Raw genomic sequence first — 17,845 nt, forward strand, 5'->3', positions numbered from 1 at the left:
TATGAAAAATCGGCCGTACAGAGTTGTGCGAGCTTTCGAAATTTTTTCCAGATCGCTTTATGAACGGACCGAAGAGCGAAAACGTATATCGAGACCTATTCGAACAATCTCCTATCGGACTCATGATCTTTGATAGGCAGGGTAAAATTATAGAAGCAAACGATTCTTCTTTGCGTTTCTTAAGAGCAGGCAAAGATAAGATCATTGGACTTTCTTATTCCAATCTAAAAGATGCAACTGTCTCTGCATTGATCGGCAAAGGTTTTCAAGGAGAAGCTTCCGATTACGAAGGACCTTATAATACTACGATCAGTGAAATACAGTTACAGGTCCGAATCAGAGTGAATCCACTTTTTGATGACTCGGGTGTTTTCGGTGTTTCTTTGATCTTCGAAGATCTGACGGAGAGAAAAAAGACAGAAGAGAAATTGGCCGTAACACTTTCTGATATTCGCGCCACTCAAGAAGCATTAGAAGAACACGAAGTCAAATTTAAGACACTATTCGAATCTGCGGGAGAAGCGATCTTTCTCATGGACGATCGGGTCTTCTTGGAATGTAATCCAAAAACGGAGGAGATGTTCGGTTGTAAGAGAGAAGATATTATTGGAGCTTCTCCTGTAGATTTTTCTCCTGAGACACAACCGGATGGTCTTCCTTCTTCTCAAAAAGCGTTTCAGAAAATTCAATCTGCTTTAATGGGTAAACCCCAAACTTTTGATTGGTTGCATTGTAGAAAAGATAGAACCAATTTTGATGCAGAGGTGACTTTAACTTCCGTTACTCTGAACGGAAAAGCCTTATTACAAGCCATTGTAAGGGATATTTCGGAAAGAAAAAAATCCGAAGAAGAAATCCGAAAACTGAACGAAGATTTGGAACAAAAAGTAGTTCTTAGAACGGAAGAGTTAAAGGCAACAAATACTTATTTAGAAAATACGAATAGAGATTTGCTTTTAGCATTAGAGGAGTTGAAATCAACTCAGGCACAACTAGTCCAATCCGAAAAGATGGCGGTGCTTGGACAATTGATCGCAGGGATCGCTCACGAGGTGAATACTCCTCTAGGCGCGATCATTTCTTCCAATGAAGGAATCCAAAGTGTGTTTCGCCAAAATTGGGAGAGATTGCTTTGCGAATTTGCCGAATTGGACACCCATGAAAGAGAGTCCTGGAAGAAAATTTTCACAAAAGGAAGTATTTTCCCGGACTTCTATGATTCTTCCGAAGAAAGAAAAAACAGAAAAATCATCCGAGAAACATTACAAAATCTTGGATTTCCTTCTTCCGATTTTTTGTCAGAGAACCTTGCCGAATTAGGAATAAGAGTAGAAGATATTCCGGATCTAGTCCAAAATATTCACAAAGAAAAATTTCCTATATTAGTCGCAAATGCATATAATCTCTCCGGAATTTTAAGATATAGTAATGTTGTCAGAGAGGCCGCTTCTAAGGCCGCCAGAGTGATACGTGCCTTAAAAACCTATGTATACCAGGATCACACAGGAATCAGTCTGATCGATATTCGAGAACAGATGGATCTGGTATTAACTCTATATTATAATAAGGTAAAACAAGGTGTGGAGATCCGTAGAAATTTCGCGGAGAATTCGCTCGTAAAAGGACAAGCGGATCAATTGACCCAGGTTTGGGCAAATCTGATCAATAATGCATTCCAGGCTATTTCCTATCAGGGCAGATTAGATTTGAAATCTTATATCGAAGAGGATTTTCTGATCGTTTCCGTCACGGACGATGGTCCCGGGATCCCGAAAGAAATCCAGGATAGGATTTTCGAGCCGTTTTTTACAACAAAAGAGAAGGGAGAAGGAAGCGGTTTAGGATTGGATATCTGCAAAAAAATTGTGGAAAGGCACCAAGGAAAAATAGATTTCGATTCCGTTCCGGGAAGGACCACATTCAGGGTTCATCTACCTTTGGCCGAAAAAGTTCTAATTTAGACGGATTCCTAATCCGAAACTTTTTATTTCTATCCGCTCAAAGATTGATTTACTCCCGAAAGAAAACATATATAGGTTCCGGAATGAAAAATATTTTGGTTCGAGTATTTAGTTTCGGTTTTTTGGTTTGGTTGGTTCCTTTCGTAGTCGCGATGGGCTTCTTCTCCCCGGAAAGAAAACTTCTGGTGGATATGTTTACCTTCAAGACCGTGATGCTTCTCGTCGGAACTGCAACAGGTTCTTATCTGCTATTTCTTCTTTCTAAAAGAGTTCCAAGGCCAGCGTTTAAAACTTTCCTATCTATAGGTGCAATTTGGCTCGTCGAGAACTGGATTTTGGATTTTGTGATCCTTCTTCCTTTAAGCGGAATGAGTCTGAGTGATTATTTCTTACAGATAGGTCTTCGTTACGTGCAGATCTTATTCGTATCTGCTGCGATCGGTGCTTCTGTAGACAAACACGCTTGAATATTAAAAAAGCCGCTCTCTATGGAGATGCGGCTTTTACTACTTTAAGATTTTTTGGGGACTTCACTTCCTTTGATGAATGCTGGCCTTGCTCCCAGTTTTTCTTCCCAAGCTTTGAGTTTTGGATAATCGTCCAAGGATAGATCGATATAAGTTCTTCCTTTTACCCAAGGCCAGGTAGCGATGTCTGCAATACTCAATTCATTACCTGCAAGGTATTCCGATTCTTTCAAACGTCTTTCTAAAACGGAATATAAACGTTTTGTTTCATCCACATATCGATTCATTGCGTATGGAATTTTTTCAGGAGCAAATTTCACGAAATGGTTTGCCTGGCCTTGCATAGGACCGACTCCACCCATTTGGAACATGAGCCATTGGATCGCGATTGATCTTTCTTTTGGATCTTTAGACAAAAATTTTCCATATTTTTCTGCGAGATAGATCAGAATGGCTCCCGATTCGAAAACAGGAAAGTCGCCGTTATCCTTGTCTACGATAGCAGGGATTCTGCCGTTCGGATTGATTTTTAGATACCATTCTTCTTTTTGTTCTAATTTGCTAAAGTCGATTGGATGTACTGTATAAGGGATTCCTAATTCTTCCAGCATAATAGAAGCTTTTTTCCCGTTAGGCGTCCCTGCGGTATATAATTCGATCAAATGATTCTCCTTTGATTCGGCCGGAAAAATCCGGATATGACTTGGATTATAGTCGTTAGGCTTCTGAGAGCCGCATTGTCGACTATGGTTTTTAGACTCTCAGTGGAATACTTTTGGAACAAATCCTTTTTATTTTTGCAAAGAACTCCGGTGATTATGCGAAAAATACGGAATGTATGATATGTCCGGACAGAAGGAGTTTGCTCAAAATTCCCAGATCGTATGCGATATTTCTCCAAGGTTGTTTATGAAGAAAATAAAAAATCGCATGCAGAATGCGGGAAACTATAAATATTCCTGAATATATAATAGTTCCCTCATGCCAACTATAAGTATGGATGTATCCGATCAGTAAGAATAAGAAAATCGGAATGTTCTCCAAATCGTTCCGGAAAACTCCGTTTGCAGTGGCGACTATCGTATGATCATCCGTTGCCGGAAATGAATTGGTGAAAAATTCAGCGTCTTCTTTCCAACGAAATGTTTTGGTTTTGATCCGGACCAAACCCTGAACGATGGAAGTGGAAAGTAATTTTAAGAACAGAAGTACTGAAACGATCGCAAAGACCTGCCAAGAAGATTCCATTCTACACTCCTGAGTGCAAAGATTGACGGAGCATAGGATCGTACTTGAATCAGATTAATGCGAGCAAAAAATAATCTTACTCGGATTTCAGTTTCTCTTTTTTGAGTCGTTTCCTGATTTCTTTTCCTCGTTTTTGGTTCTCTTCTAAAACTTTCAGAATTGTATCCACAGGAAATGCGGTGCCTTGAAACATTCTGGAAAAGACTCGGTCAGGCATATCGTACCAGCGAGCTTTTGAGGAAAGTAGAAGTTCGCCTGTCTTTTTTAGGTGTACCGTTCCTTTCGTGTACAATCTTCTGCGTCTGACCATAGTGACCCAACAACGGACTTCTATTTCTTCTCCCAAGGGACAGGCCTTATAATAACGCATATACAACTGATCGGTCATCACAAAATGACCTAAATGAAAACATAAAACTCCTTGTGCCTCATCCAATAGAGTGGCAAGGGCTCCTCCATGAGCATAACCTGGAGCGCCTTCAAAATCTTTTTCTATAGTCCAATCGAAACGGACTTCTCCGCTTGGTTCATGAAAAGGAAAGCTGGCATGTAAGCCTCTTTTATTTTCCGGTCCGCAACCGAAACAATTCTTATGATGCCAATCTTGTCCATTCTGGCTGGCTTTGATATGTTTATAAATGTCTTCCGCAGTCATCTGTATGTATTATCTTTTATCTACCATGGAAAAATCTTAAAGCACCCGAACAAGGACGAAATTCGAGATCGGACTATAACGAACAGCGTATTTGTTTTGCTCCCGAACGGATAAATAAGAAGGCCTAAATTCTTCTTCAAATCCCTTGACCGATTCTTGCCCATTTATAATCTCACTTACGTCGAGGAGAACACGATGAAGGCCGCAGTATTAGAATCCGGAAAAAGAAATTTGATCATCAAAGAGGTTCCTATCCCGGATATCGGTCCAGGCCAAGTGAAGGTAAGGATCAAAGCTTGTGGCATTTGCGGTTCGGATCTACATTTAGTATTACATGGAACCTTAAAGTGTAAACATTATCCTCAGATTCCCGGACATGAAGCGTCCGGATTAGTGGAAGAAGTGGGAGAAAATGTCACTCGTATCAAAAAAGGAGATCGAGTAGTCATCGCTGCGGGAACAAGCTGCGGTATATGTTCTCATTGTCTCGCAGGAAGAGAAAATCTTTGCAAAGAGATCGGGGTATTCGGTTTCGATAGAGAAGGTAGTTTCGCGGAATATAATATAGTAGAAGAGCGTTATCTATACCCTTTACCTGATTCTGTTCCTTTCGAGCAAGGTGCAATCTTAGCTGACGCAGTTTCCACACCTTATAATGCGATCAAGTTCCGAGGTAAAATACAAGACGGGGACACTGTCGCAGTCTTTGGATGTGGCGGACTCGGTATTCATGGAGTGGTGATCGCGAGAGCATTAACCAAAGGTAAAGTGATCGCTTTGGATGTGGACAGGGGAGCTCTTGAAAACGCCGCCGCTTATGGCGCAGACGAAATCGTAAATTTGAGAGAAGTAAAAAATCCGGGTAAAACCTTAAAGGAAATTTCCAAAGGAGGGGTGGACCTTCTCGCGGATTTTTCCGGAAGAATGACAAATATCGAAGAGTCTCTTCGCGCCATGAATCCTGGAGGAAGAATGGTGCTTGTAGGGATAGGAAGAGATCCTTTAAAGTTTTCCATCCCATTCTCCATTATTGAAAAACAGATCACGGTTGCGGGTTCTTATGGTTCGGACAGAAGGGCCATTCCTGAATTGATAGATCTTTATGTGCAGGGAAAATTGAATCTTAGTAGATCGATTACTGACGTGAGAAAATTAGAGGATATCAACGAAAGTCTTCAAGATCTGGAGGACAGAAAAGGAAATCCGATCCGATTTGTGATCTCTCCTTAATGATTCCAAAGACGAACTTTGCTTGCTATCGTATCCGCTTCTTAAATCCTAACAGATAGATAGCTGATGTTCAAAGAATATTTACAATACGTACTTTCCAGAGGACAGATCCGATTCATAGTACTCGTTAGATCCGTTTTATTTTTATTAGTTTTTAGTGCAATTCCTGCAATGCAAGCCGGGGGTGCGGTTGCGTTGGGTGGAGTCTTGATTATCCTGGGCTTACTTGGAACGTACGTAGTGAACGGATTTGTGATTCGATCCGGAATGGACCCGGAAAAGCCTGTGGAATTTTCCAAATACTTTATATTCTTACTTACATTAGCTTTGTTCTTGATCCTTTTCTTTTTGATCGTAGCTCGATTTATAGAACCTTTTTTAGGAACACAATTACAAGAATTCTTAAAAAAGCAAAGCACTGACCCGAGCACTCCGCTGCCTTCTGAATTCGTTCGATTTTATCTGATATTTGCATTTGTATTAGGGTTGATTCTACATTTGGTCCTGCCTGTACTTTTTGCCAGACTTAGTTTGATCCAAGGATTGAAGGAATTACCCAACAGTATCAAACGTTCCGACTATATCGTAGCTGCTTGGACACCGTTCGTGATCATGTTTGTTCCGGATCTTTTGATTTCTCTTATTTCCAATTCGGAAGAAATGATGGTTTCCGTTTTTGGACAAGTTTTGTTGATCGTGATCTTCTTCTTTATGCTTACCTCGGATATTTTTTTACAATATCCGACTTATTATTTGGTTCGCACAGAGAAGAAGCCTGCCGAAGGTGCGGAGAACGTTTAAGCTTTTAAGAAGCTCATAGTATCTCTTAAACTTTTTGCGATATTCAAAAGTCCCGTTGCACTACCTGCGATCTCTTCCGAGTTCGCAGCACTATTCTGAACAGTAACGGAGATATTCGAAACAGCGTTTGCAGTCTCCGAAATCGCCACCTTTTGTTCTTTGACTGAGGTTCGGATCTCTTCCGATTTAGAGTCCACTTCGTTTACAGCCGTGATGATCGTTGCCTTCTTCTCCTGTTGGACTTTCATTGTGGATACTATATTGTCCGAAGAAAATTTTATAAACGAGAGACCTTCCAGAAGTTCTGCATAAACTTTCACACAACTATCCACAAAGTTTTTGCCTGATTCAATTTCCTGGTTGCTAGTGCGGATCAGGCTTTCGATCGTTTTGGTGCTTTGGTCCGTTTGTTCCGCTAATCTTGTGATCTCTGTTGCGACTACCGCGAATCCTTTTCCGTGTTCTCCTGCTCTTGCCGCCTCTATGGCTGCGTTTAATGCGAGAAGGTTTACTTTTTCGGAAATCTCTTGGATGATCGCCGTGATTGATCTCATTTCGCCAGAACTAGATTCAATTTTTATCATACTTTCGGAAAGGCTACCCATCGTCTTTTTGCCTGCTTCCGTTTTAGTATACATATCCGAAATTTTTCCTAAAGAGTCGGAAACCGAATCTCCAACCTTAGTGATTAATGTGTCTAACTCTTTCATTTCTCCGGAAAAAGAAAGAATAAGTTTGTACTGACCTTCTGCATTCGTAGTAACTTGTTCCATACCTGCGGAGATCTCTTCTACGGAAGCAGAGATCTCTTCCACAGAAGCTGATTCGCTTTGTGCATTTTCAGAAAGATATTCACTGGATTTAGAAAGTTGTTCCGCAGCGACCAAGATGGATTCCGAAAAAGTAAGGATAGAAGAAAGCATCTCCTTTACTTTACTCTGAAAATTCCGAAACACTAAGGATAGAAGGTAAAGTTCGTCTAGATTTAAACTGTCTTCTTCCACTTCTATAGGGCTACTAAAATCTGCATCCCGAATAGAAACTCTGACCCGATTCAGACCTTTTACGAGTCGAATAGAGAAATTTATGGAAGCATAAAGAATATAAGCGAGAGTAAGTGCGGAAAGTGAGAGAAAAATCGTAAGGCTAAATGTGTACTCAGTTTCCGCTCTTTGGTAGATTCTTTCGGAGATAAGAAGCTGGACCGAGATTAACTTTTCTATATTTCCCGCTACAGGATCAATTTTGGAATACATCGTATGGTCGGCAAAATTTCCTAATCCGTCTTTATCTTTTGCAACCATCAAGGCTCTTGCTTCTTCTACACTTTTGTCCGCATCTTCAAAGAGAGGTTTTAGTTTATCAATAAGAACAGTTTCTTCGTCTACCAAATGGGTCGCAAGATACGAATTCCATTCCGACTTGATCTCCTTCATGGCCCGGTCTAGGTTTTCGATCCCTTCTTCGTAAGTGAATGCTCCGCTTCTCACTTTGTGGACACAATCCACGATGGAAATCGCATAATGATCCGAGATCGTTTTTAATTGTTTTAATGGAATTAATCTATCGTTACGGATGGTTTCTATATCGTTGATCCTAGAAGCTGAATTAATGAGAGAAAGAGCCAGAATAATTAAAAAAGGAATTAATACAGAAGAGAACAGGATCGCAAGTTTAGATTTTAAGCTTAGTCGTAAATACCATTTCATGAAAACACTCCGGGCGGGGAGTATATCACAGAATAGAACATTAATCGAGCAAATTAGAACGCTTCTTACAATTAAATGAGAAGACTGAATTTCAGACGGAAGAATTTATTTCCTAGGGGATAGTCCCTTTTTCTTTCTCTAGACAAAATCGATTTGAGTATACGAAATAGAATTTACTGTTGTGAAACAACTGTTAGTTATCTGATTTACCCGGACTTGAATCGTTGTAGCGATTGCTATAGACTTGACAGTATCTGATTAATGGCTAATGTCGGAGATCGAGCCCCTGGCTTTATATAATACAAACGTTATAAAAAGGGAGAGGCGGTAATGAGCCTTTTGAGACAAAGAATAGAAAGAGAAAAAAAATCCGGGAAACTACTACTCCATTCACTGATCCTTATATTTGCGATCAGCGGATCCGTACTATCCTTATCCGCAGCGTTTTCCTTAAAACAAATACCTGACTCTATCGGTCCGGATGGAAGAAATATCTCCAGACAGTTCTTCCAATTTTTGAAAACCGCAATCATCAAGAACAAATACGACGGAAGAGCGGAAGGTTTTCATAAATATTTAGATCGTTCCTTGGAAAGATTCGAATTAAAAAATCTGTTTAATTCTGAATACATGAACAAGGATGAAAATGGACAACATTATGTTACCTATCGTGGAAGATTTGCGAACGATGGATATAAGGTAAGTCTAGAAACTATACGAATGAAGGATGTTCCTATTCCTAGTTTCGGGGATTTTACTGCTGAGTTTGCATTAAAACATAATCCGAATCCTACTTATGGTGGGAATTCCTACTCCGGGAATTTGGACGTTCTCACTCATCTTGGACCATTCACTCATAAACATGGATTGAGTGCGATGGATTCAGGATTACATTTTTTAGATGCAAATAATCTGAAATCTATCAATGCACCTGAGACTACTTCTTTCAAAAAAATTAAGGACCCGGATGCAAGAAAGGCAATCAACGATTTTACGGAATCGTTCCCCGCACTTGCAAAGTTCATGGGTTATTATTTCGGTTTGGATTCTTTGTTGAAGGTCCAACAAGACGGCAAACTTCCAGGAGTGACCGCTTTCACGTTTGAAGGAAATATAGAACAAACCCTGATGAGAGATTATCCGGATCTAGGCGATTATCTGGACGATATTAAATATTTGGGTTTTATTAAATTAAGAATTACGAATGTTTCCGGAAGATCCCTGGCGGAATTTGCGATCGAATCCAAAACTAGAGAAATCCGTTTTAAGTTTTTTACTCTGAACGGCAAGGTGATCCCTTACGATACAAAAGGGAATTTTTATCCTCAGGAAGCGTTCACACTTAGTTCTCTTTCTGAATTTCCTTTCGTAGTAAAAGCAAGTTTAGAAGCAAACCTTTACGGTTTGGTTCTCGAGAACAACGACGTTCAATTGCTTGGTAGATTCTCTAATACCGCAACTTCCGGGATTTTGAACTTAAAAATTACTAAGATAGAAGAATTCGATGTAAGTGGTGCTTTCGGATATTTTGCTCCTTCTTGGGCCATCAATATATTCATTCCGGGAAATCTTCAGTCCATTATTTATGAGTTCACTGAAACTTTAGTAAAGGCGAATAACGGAAAAGGGACCAGCATCGTATTGAGATGGGACAGAGATTCTGCCAGAACCACGATGAAGACTCATATCGAAACGGAGTTTTTAGATAATTTTTTCATCAGATTCGGGTTGAAAATTTGGAATCATAAGGTCCTTCCGGATGAAGACGCCAAGGATGATATAAGAGCGGTACTTTCTAAAACGATTGACCTATTGTTGAAAGGGATTTAACACTTTCGGGTCGGACCTCGATCCGAAAGGGAGAATCATGCAAACAAATCAAGCCATGTCGATCGGTACTCGTGTCGTCCAAGTCTGTCTGTTTTTAGCCTCCGCCATTGCAATTTTTGGCGGAAGTTTACAGATGTATTTAGGAGAACCTACAGTCAGCGCTAGGTTGGATAATATACATAGGTTCATGGCGGGGATCTATTTATCTATGGGATTGATTTGTTTTTGGGCCGCTTATACTATTCGTATCCAAAGAAACTTGGTCTATTTGATCGCTTTGGGAATTTTTATAGCAGCGCTCGGAAGGGTGTATTCCATTTCAATTGTTGGATTGCCTGAACCTCCCGAACTTTGGATAGGCTATCTAACCCCGGAGATATTACTTCCTATTATTCTTGTGATTGCTCAATCTAAACGAAAGGAAATCCAATAAAACTAAACTTTCTTAAATGCTCGCGTGTATCTTCATGCGAGCTTGATCTTCTTGCCCTAATGTAATTTCCAAACATTCTCTTTAGCCGTGTGACCCTTAAGTCCATCAGCCATATCTTTACTCATAAGATTATCTATGGTAAAAGTATTTTTATAATGTAAATTTACTTCTTCCTTTGAGATAGAGAAAGGAGGGCCGGCGAGTTTTGTTTGATCATATTCGTATGTGATTAGAAGTTGCGGCGCATTATTCGTGATCCGAACTAAATGTGCCGAATAGAGAAGTCTAGTTTCTTGGGGAAGTGCGACTAAGGCTGCTCTATCATAAACCCCATCCACAGGACCTAGAATATCTTTAGATAAATCGAATATATCTCCCACAAAAATATCTATACTTTCTGCACTATATCGATTGAGTTTTCCAATAGGAGAAATTTTAGGCTCAACTCCTAATTCTTGAAATAATTGTTGGATTGCCAGCTCTGCAAGTTCTGCACCGGCGATTTTATATCCATTAGAAAGAAGCCAAGCTATGTCCAAAGTTTTTCCACATAATGGAATAAAGATGCGGCTATCTTTTGCCAAAGAAAGTTCTTTGAAATATTCGAGTAGGAGAGGGTTTGTTTCTCGTTCGTGGAAGGCTATATTATTATCTTTCCATTTACTTAACCAAAAGTCTTTTTCCATAACCGATCCCTCTAATCCGAACTCTGTAAATTTGTAGGAGCTCCAACTCACTGTATTAGTTTTGAAACGTTTGGCAACACTTTAGAAGAGAGAGTTGGATTGGTGAAACGATTGCCGGTGGGCGGATGCAGTGGTTGTCAAGTGAGATAGAGTTACTGCGCGGCGCGGGCGGATGGGCGAATTAACGCATAAGCCTGACAATTTGGGTGGATGTGCGAGTTTGCGCCCATGCGCGTGGATGCTGCCGCCTCTCCGAACTTTCGCCCATGCACTCAAATCCAAATGCATCTCCGAACTTTCGCAAAACCGCCGTAACATTCAAACAAATCAAAACTATCTATAACAACTTCTAATATCTCATGCCGCCCGTACTCACATTCATTTCTCTTTCCATAACAACTTCTTCCCTTCTCCTTTTATAAAATAACCATTATTTTATTCTAAACTTCCCTTGGATTTTATTCTTTTTTCCGCCAAACAATGGCTATAGGTCCTTCTCATTATTAAACGAATTATAAAAATAAAATGGAATTTTCCTTGCAAGGGATCTATTTTTGGGTCATTTAAATTGCGATGGAAATTTTTGTTTGGAAAGGTGATATTACATCCATTCAGGCCGATGTGGTAGTAAATGCTGCCAATTCTTCCCTATCGGGAGGAGGCGGAGTGGATGGAGCCATTCATAGAGTGGGTGGACCGAAGATCATGGAAGAATGTAGGATATTGAAGATCAAAAAATATCCGAACGGCCTTCCTACTGGTCAATGTGTTCTTACTTCTGGAGGGCAACTCCCTGCCAAGTATGTGATCCATGCGGTGGGCCCAGTTTGGAAAGGCGGAGATTATCAGGAGGCTTCTTTATTAGAAGCTTGTTATAGGAATATTCTGAAATTGTCTTCGGACCGTGCATTCGAGTCGATTGCTCTTCCAAGTATTAGCACAGGGATCTATGCGTATCCAAAAGAATTGGCAGCTCCAATAGCGATCAGAACTATCTTGGATCATAAGGACCAATTTCCCAGAAAGTTGATCTTTGTTTGTTTTGATCAGGAAACTAAAGATCTATATGAGGAAATTCTAAATCAATCCGGGGTTAATTTTAAAGAAGGGATTTCTTCCCTCTAATATTTTACAGGCCTATGCCTGCTGCTCCTCCGCAGGTAGTATACATGTCTTGCTTTGGACTTGTGGAGTAGGATTCGTCGGAGGTTGCCTTTCCAAAATTTTCATTAATCGTGCTATCGAATAGATTCGTATTCACACAGGATCCGGAAGAATCATTACATTGGACGTTTGCTGGAGGACTTGCTCCATTTGCTAAAGTGTTTAACCAAGTGGAAAATTTGACTCCACCACTTTTTAAAGAATACATGTCATTATATGTGGTGATAGTATGAATATCTCCCGGACCTATATAGTATCTATAATTGGTCATGGAACTTGCATCCTTCATTTTAGAAACTGCCTGCTGGGACCAATCACAAGTTGTATAATCTTTAGAACTGGAAGAATTTCCGTCGGGCACTGAACTTCCGTCGCTATCTCCATAAATGATAGAATATGATTTTCCCGCTTGGTACGGATCCGGAGTGGTTGCAGTTGAATAGGCAATAGAAGAATTATTAATCTTATTGATCTGCCCCATCACATGGTAAAAAAATCTTTGGTTTCCATCGAATAATGCCGTGTATTGTCCTAGCACATCCAATGGATATTCAGCGGCGACCTTTTTGAAAAAGTCGTTAATAGAAGGAGAACCGGTAGTCGTATAATTTGCGGTGATCCCATTTACCCAAATAGGAAGATTGGAATTAGAAAAACTAGTCCCGCTTCCGATCCCATTTGTTTCTACTCCCCAAGAACTTTCGAGCAATGGGAAAAAGGCAGGGCCAATTGTATAAGTTCCAGTCGGTACCACCGCATTGGAAGCGTCGGATAACATTCTTACTTTTGCACCTGAATCTATTGTGGTTACAGTTTCTCGAATAATCGGATAATTTAATATAGCTCCGTATCCGCCCGCACTTTGGCCAGTCACAAAAACTCTGTCCAGTTGAGAGTAAGAATTTTGGACAAATTTAAGAACGGAAATTACATTATCATAACCGTGGTGTTTGATCGTTCCGCTCGCATACGTTTTGTCCTTACTTCCTACGTGTAGATCTCCCGAACAATATGGTACAAATATAATATCATAATCTTTGAATGGATTCTCGGCTACAGTCTGGTCTATAACTCCTTTGAATAAAAGATCTAATGCAAAATCCGGCACCGTATTCAACTGGTTAAAATAAGTGACTGTATTACTTCCAAAACAGTTTGCATTATCCCAACAAGCTCCTCCTCCCATAAAATTGATCAGAAGTTTTTTATTATTCGCAGCCACTGTCTTTCTGAAAAAATAGAAGTTCACATTTCCTTCCGTACCGCTACATTTCGGATCAAATATTGCAGTATATGTGTAAGGTGTGCCTCCGTGATCCACCTGGGTGGTGAATGTCCCAGGCTCCGGAGTGATCCTGGTAAATGGGCTTGTGACCAAATCTACAATGAGTGTGGTAGTAAGAAGTTCCTGACTATCGTCTTTATCTTTGGTGCAGTATATTTGAGAAAATATTAGGAAGATCGTTAACAGTCGGATTGTCATAAAAGCCTAATACCGCCCCGTCAGACGGGCGATATCGACAATACTTTATCCCTAGTTTGTAGAATGTCAAGGACCGAAGCAGGTCTCATACAGATCTTTATCAGCGTCGAATGAGTCCTGGGAAGTGGCTCTTCCTAGGCTATCGTTCAATGAATTTGACCCGAAATTTTTATCCGTGCAAGGATGATCGCTCGTCCCGTCAGAACAATTCACCTTTGTTGGAGTTCCTACATTCGATACGATGGATTTTAGCCAGGTATTAAAGTTCACTCCGTTACTAACAAGTCCATACATTGTATCGCTTGTAGTGATTGTATGAATATCTCCTGGAGCTCTATAATAATAATAGTTAGGACCTGTTGTACCGATCATGGAATTATTTGCGTTGATCGCCCAGTTACAATTGGAAGGAGTATTAAGACCATTCTTCGGAAGATCCGCTACATCTCGAGCATCTCCCGGCCCGAAATAAGAACTGGAATCCGAATAAGAAGGATTGTTTGATTTTATAATCCCCATCACATTAAAGAACCATCTTTGGGTAGAATCGAATGCAGCAGTGTACTGTCCAACCACATCGTCTGGATATGCGGCGGTGATTTTACTCAGATAATCTTTGATAGACGGAGTTCCATTCAGATAATCGGAACCTACTACCCAGTCTGGAATATTCGGAGAGCTTCCCCATTGGGTGCCTAATATATCCGAGAAAAATCCGTCGATTACCGCACCGTTGGAAGCGTCCGCCACCAAACTCATTTTGTTAATGTTTGGAAATCTTGCACTTTCGGAGAATACTTGGCGAATATGAGGATAATTTAATATTGCTCCATATCCCCCGGCGCTTTGTCCTGCAACCACAACATCCGTAACCTGAGTATAGTTTGTTTGGACGTATTTCAAAACTGAAAGAACATTATCATGTCCTCTATGGCTATAGACGGAAGGATCCGAGGACACATAAGGATCGTCATAGGCCACATCATTCGAGCCTATATGAAGATCTCCAGTACAATACGGAATAAAAAGAACATCATAATCTTTTAATGGATTGGAGGAATTTCCCGCATCCAAAATTCCTTGGAAAGCCACCTTGATGAAAAGATCCGGTACATCATTTAAGAAATTGAAGAATGTCGTGGTATTTTTTCCGAAGCAGTTATAATTACTCCAACAAGCTCCTCCTCCCATAAAGTTGATCAGCAATTTTTTATTATTAGCCGAGGTCGTTTTTCGGAAGAAATAAAATTTAGTGTTTCCGGAATTTCCGAAACATTTCGGGGAATACGACCTACCGGATCCTGTTTGGTAGCTGGCATTTGTGTTCGGGATTAGGATGGTATCGGCATCGGGTGGGGTGATCCTTTCGTAAGGATTGTAAAGAACTTCGCCTAAGACTGCTCCTGTGAGAGCTTTCGTATTGTCCGGTTCGTCTTTTTTACATCCGAAAAAAAGTATTGGAATCAAAAAAAGAAGAGATAGGTTCTTAGCCTGCATTCGTATTATCCCCGTTCTAACAAAACAGTCGAAATGTTTATATATTTCCCATTTAGACTGACGCATATCCCCAAACATTCAAGTTCTTTTCATTGTCGAAGAAAAAGAAAGATTTGAGTACTAGGAGCGAACCCAGAAACTGGAATCGGTCCGATTATTTTTAAAACCGAAGGTGAAACGTGGATCTTTTTGATGATATGGGTGATGTTGAAGGAAGTATCGTACCGGTAGATTCCATTCTTCCTCCCGAATTATTTCTGGTGCCGATCAAGACCAGGCCTGTATTTCCCGGGATCATCACTCCTCTGATCGTTCCGGGGGGCAAATTTGCAAAGGCCGTGGACGAGGCTTTAAAAGGTAATTCTTTCATCGGACTTGTTCTTCTTAAGGATGAGGAGAATGAAAAGAAAACGGAAGAGAATATTTACGATTTCGGTGTGGTGGCCAAAATATTGAAGAAGGTGAATCTTCCTGATGGTGCCGTAAATATTCTGATCAATACTGTCCGCAGATTTAAGGTGGAATCATTTTCTTCCGTAGAACCTTTGATGATCGCAAAAGTGAGCTATCCGGAAGAAGAACCCGGTGCTTCTAAAAATACGATCAAAGCAATGATGAGAACTCTTCTTATTATGACCAGGGAACTTGCTCAGAATAATCCTCTCTTTACGGAAGAGATGAAGCTTACCATGCTGAATGTGAACGAGCCAGGTAAGATGGCGGACTTTGTATGCAGTATTTTGAATATTGAAAAAGAAGATTATCAATCCGTAATAGAATCTGTGAATCTAAAGGATAGGATTGAAAAAGTTCTACTCTACCTGAAAAAGGAAATCGATCTTGTTAGTCTCCAAAGAGAAATTCAGGAGAATATCCAGGATAAAATTGATAAACAACAAAGACAGTTTTTCTTAAGAGAACAGTTGAAAGCCATTCAGGCTGAACTCGGCCAGAAAGAAGGAAAGTACGAGAAGAAGTACGAAAAATTCTTAGAAAGACTGAAAGGTATTCCTGCCGATCCGGAAGTGATAGAAGAAGTAGAAAGAGAGATGGATAAGTTTTTCTATACGGATCAGAATACTGCGGATTATAATGTAGTCCGAAACTATTTGGATATTATGGAAAGTCTTCCTTGGGAAGCCGCTCCTTCAAGGGAAATTGATTTAGATAAAGCTAGAAAGACCTTAGATAAAGATCATTATAAACTGGATGATGTGAAAGAAAGGATTCTGGAATTTTTGGCAGTGAAGAAGTTGAAGCCGACAGAAAAAGGTTCTATTCTTCTTTTGGTAGGACCCCCTGGAGTTGGAAAAACTTCTATCGCAAAGTCTATCGCAGAAGCCATGGGCAGAAAATTTTTTAGATTTTCCGTGGGTGGGATGAGAGACGAAGCGGAGATCAAAGGACATCGCAGGACTTATATCGGTGCAATGCCTGGTAAGATCATCACTGCATTAAGAATTACTAAAGAAAAAGATTCTGTGATTCTATTGGATGAAATAGACAAGCTTGGACTCGGAATGCAGGGAGACCCTGCAGCCGCTCTTCTAGAAGTTTTGGATCCGGAGCAGAATAAAACATTCAGAGATCATTATCTGGATCTTCCATTTGATCTTTCTTCCGTATTCTTTATTGCGACAGCGAACACATTAGATTCTATTAGTAGGATCCTTTTGGATCGTATGGAAGTGATCAATCTTTCGGGTTATATCACGGATGAGAAGGTTCAGATCTTTAATAAACATCTCTGGAAAAAGGTCCTGGAGAAAAACGGGATAGAACCTTACGGAATACAAATAGATAAAAAAGCGGTCGTTACTCTTATCGACCATTATTCCAGAGAATCCGGCGTAAGAGGTTTGGAGAAACAATCGGATAAATTGGCTAGGAAGCTTGCGCTTCAAATCGTAAAGGGTGAATCTTATCCAAAACATATCCAACCAAAGGATGTGGAAAAATTTTTAGGAGTTCCTAAATACACGGATGATAGGATGACTAAGCCTACAGTTCCAGGAACCGCTTTGGGACTTGCTTGGACTTCTGTAGGAGGAGCAACATTACTTATAGAGGCGGTATTTGTAAAAGGAAAAGGAGGAATACTTCTTACCGGAATGATCGGAAAATCCATGGAAGAATCCTCCAGTATAGCTCTTAGTTATATTAAAAATTTCTTAGGTAGTGAGGAATTGTTCACCGAAAAAACGATCCATCTTCATGTTCCGGATGGTGCTACTCCAAAAGACGGACCAAGTGCAGGGATTACGATGGCAACCGCTATTCTTTCCTTGGTATTGGATAAAAGGATCAAACTTGGATTCGGTATGACTGGAGAATTAACTCTGACCGGAGAAGTATTAGCTATCGGCGGTTTAAGAGAAAAGATTGTAGCTGCCAAAAGAATTGGCGTTTATAAGATCATTTTTCCTTCGGACAATAGGCCTCAGTTAGACGAAATACCTGACTATGTAAAGAAAGGAATGGAATTCTTTCCTGTTTCTAAATTCGAAGAAGTTGCTAAAATACTATTCGAGCCAAAGGTAATAGACGGAGTTTTAAAATCTAAAACAGAACAGGTTGCAATTGCGAAGAAGACTAAACCTTCTCCAAAAAAGAAGGTAGCACCTCGCAAGAAGAAGTAAATCTTCAATATTTCGCCCCGAGATAGCGGTCCTTAAGCAGAT

At 40.2% G+C, this 17,845-nt stretch carries 15 protein-coding genes; 8 read left to right on the plus strand and 7 right to left on the minus strand.

Annotation, left to right across the window (positions count from 1 at the left end; all coding sequences use genetic code 11):
• Window positions 1-59: 59 nt before the first annotated feature.
• Both CH365_RS09445 and CH365_RS09450 read left to right on the plus strand, forming a co-directional pair.
• Window positions 60-1,961, plus strand: coding sequence for a sensor histidine kinase (locus tag CH365_RS09445; RefSeq protein ID WP_100768340.1), 1,902 nt, complete (start codon window positions 60-62; stop codon window positions 1,959-1,961).
• A gap of 83 nt (window positions 1,962-2,044) precedes the next feature.
• Window positions 2,045-2,428, plus strand: coding sequence for a hypothetical protein (locus CH365_RS09450; RefSeq protein WP_100768656.1), 384 nt, complete (start codon window positions 2,045-2,047; stop codon window positions 2,426-2,428).
• A gap of 44 nt (window positions 2,429-2,472) precedes the next feature.
• Here CH365_RS09450 and CH365_RS09455 read toward each other — a convergent pair whose 3' ends face one another.
• The 3 genes from CH365_RS09455 to CH365_RS09465 all read right to left on the minus strand — a co-directional run bounded on the left by CH365_RS09455 (window position 2,473) and on the right by CH365_RS09465 (window position 4,331).
• Window positions 2,473-3,090, minus strand: coding sequence for a glutathione S-transferase family protein (locus tag CH365_RS09455; RefSeq protein ID WP_100768341.1), 618 nt, complete (start codon window positions 3,088-3,090; stop codon window positions 2,473-2,475).
• A 154-nt stretch (window positions 3,091-3,244) separates the two neighbouring features.
• The gene (locus CH365_RS09460; RefSeq protein WP_100768342.1) at window positions 3,245-3,676 is read right to left on the minus strand and encodes an MAPEG family protein; all 432 of its coding nucleotides are present in this window, start codon (window positions 3,674-3,676) and stop codon (window positions 3,245-3,247) included.
• A 76-nt stretch (window positions 3,677-3,752) separates the two neighbouring features.
• Window positions 3,753-4,331 carry a PaaI family thioesterase gene (locus tag CH365_RS09465; RefSeq protein ID WP_100768343.1) on the minus strand — a complete coding sequence of 193 codons (579 nt, stop codon included), beginning with the start codon at window positions 4,329-4,331 and terminating at the stop codon, window positions 3,753-3,755.
• A gap of 195 nt (window positions 4,332-4,526) precedes the next feature.
• On the opposite strand from CH365_RS09465, the gene CH365_RS09470 reads away from it, so the two are divergent.
• Together CH365_RS09470 and CH365_RS09475 are read left to right on the plus strand one after the other, a co-directional pair.
• Window positions 4,527-5,561 (plus strand): zinc-binding dehydrogenase, encoded by a 1,035-nt coding sequence (locus tag CH365_RS09470; protein WP_100768344.1) that lies wholly within the window; start codon window positions 4,527-4,529, stop codon window positions 5,559-5,561.
• Between the two features lie 66 nt (window positions 5,562-5,627).
• Window positions 5,628-6,362, plus strand: a complete 735-nt coding sequence (locus tag CH365_RS09475; RefSeq protein WP_100768345.1) for a hypothetical protein — start codon at window positions 5,628-5,630, stop codon at window positions 6,360-6,362.
• Here the strand turns inward: CH365_RS09475 and CH365_RS09480 are convergent.
• Window positions 6,359-8,071, minus strand: coding sequence for a methyl-accepting chemotaxis protein (locus CH365_RS09480; RefSeq protein ID WP_100768346.1), 1,713 nt, complete (start codon window positions 8,069-8,071; stop codon window positions 6,359-6,361). The genes CH365_RS09475 and CH365_RS09480 overlap by 4 nt on opposite strands.
• Window positions 8,072-8,401: 330 nt before the next feature.
• Between CH365_RS09480 and CH365_RS09485 the strand changes: the two genes are divergently transcribed.
• Window positions 8,402-9,901, plus strand: a complete 1,500-nt coding sequence (locus CH365_RS09485) for a hypothetical protein (protein ID WP_100768347.1) — start codon at window positions 8,402-8,404, stop codon at window positions 9,899-9,901.
• 37 nt (window positions 9,902-9,938) lie between these two features.
• Window positions 9,939-10,334, plus strand: coding sequence for a DUF4345 domain-containing protein (locus CH365_RS09490; protein ID WP_100768348.1), 396 nt, complete (start codon window positions 9,939-9,941; stop codon window positions 10,332-10,334).
• Window positions 10,335-10,390: 56 nt separating this feature from the next.
• On the opposite strand, the gene tmpT is transcribed toward CH365_RS09490, so the two are convergent.
• Entirely contained in the window at window positions 10,391-11,020 is a 630-nt protein-coding gene (gene tmpT, locus CH365_RS09495; RefSeq protein ID WP_100768349.1) for a thiopurine S-methyltransferase, read from the minus strand.
• A gap of 573 nt (window positions 11,021-11,593) precedes the next feature.
• Between tmpT and CH365_RS09500 the strand changes: the two genes are divergently transcribed.
• The gene (locus CH365_RS09500) at window positions 11,594-12,145 is read left to right on the plus strand and encodes an O-acetyl-ADP-ribose deacetylase (RefSeq protein ID WP_244283098.1); all 552 of its coding nucleotides are present in this window, start codon (window positions 11,594-11,596) and stop codon (window positions 12,143-12,145) included.
• 4 nt (window positions 12,146-12,149) lie between these two features.
• Here the strand turns inward: CH365_RS09500 and CH365_RS09505 are convergent, their stop codons facing one another.
• Both CH365_RS09505 and CH365_RS09510 read right to left on the minus strand, forming a co-directional pair.
• On the minus strand, window positions 12,150-13,667 hold the full coding sequence (locus tag CH365_RS09505; RefSeq protein WP_100768351.1) for a pectin acetylesterase-family hydrolase: 1,518 nt from the start codon (window positions 13,665-13,667) through the stop codon (window positions 12,150-12,152).
• Window positions 13,668-13,733: 66 nt separating this feature from the next.
• Window positions 13,734-15,164 (minus strand): pectin acetylesterase-family hydrolase, encoded by a 1,431-nt coding sequence (locus CH365_RS09510; protein ID WP_100768352.1) that lies wholly within the window; start codon window positions 15,162-15,164, stop codon window positions 13,734-13,736.
• A 197-nt stretch (window positions 15,165-15,361) separates the two neighbouring features.
• Here CH365_RS09510 and lon point away from each other — a divergent pair, with 197 nt between their 5' ends.
• The gene (lon, locus tag CH365_RS09515) at window positions 15,362-17,803 is read left to right on the plus strand and encodes an endopeptidase La (RefSeq protein ID WP_100768657.1); all 2,442 of its coding nucleotides are present in this window, start codon (window positions 15,362-15,364) and stop codon (window positions 17,801-17,803) included.
• The last annotated feature ends 42 nt before the right edge of the window (window positions 17,804-17,845 follow it).

This window comes from Leptospira neocaledonica (assembly GCF_002812205.1).
In the GTDB taxonomy this organism is placed as follows: Bacteria; Spirochaetota; Leptospiria; order Leptospirales; family Leptospiraceae; genus Leptospira_B; species Leptospira_B neocaledonica.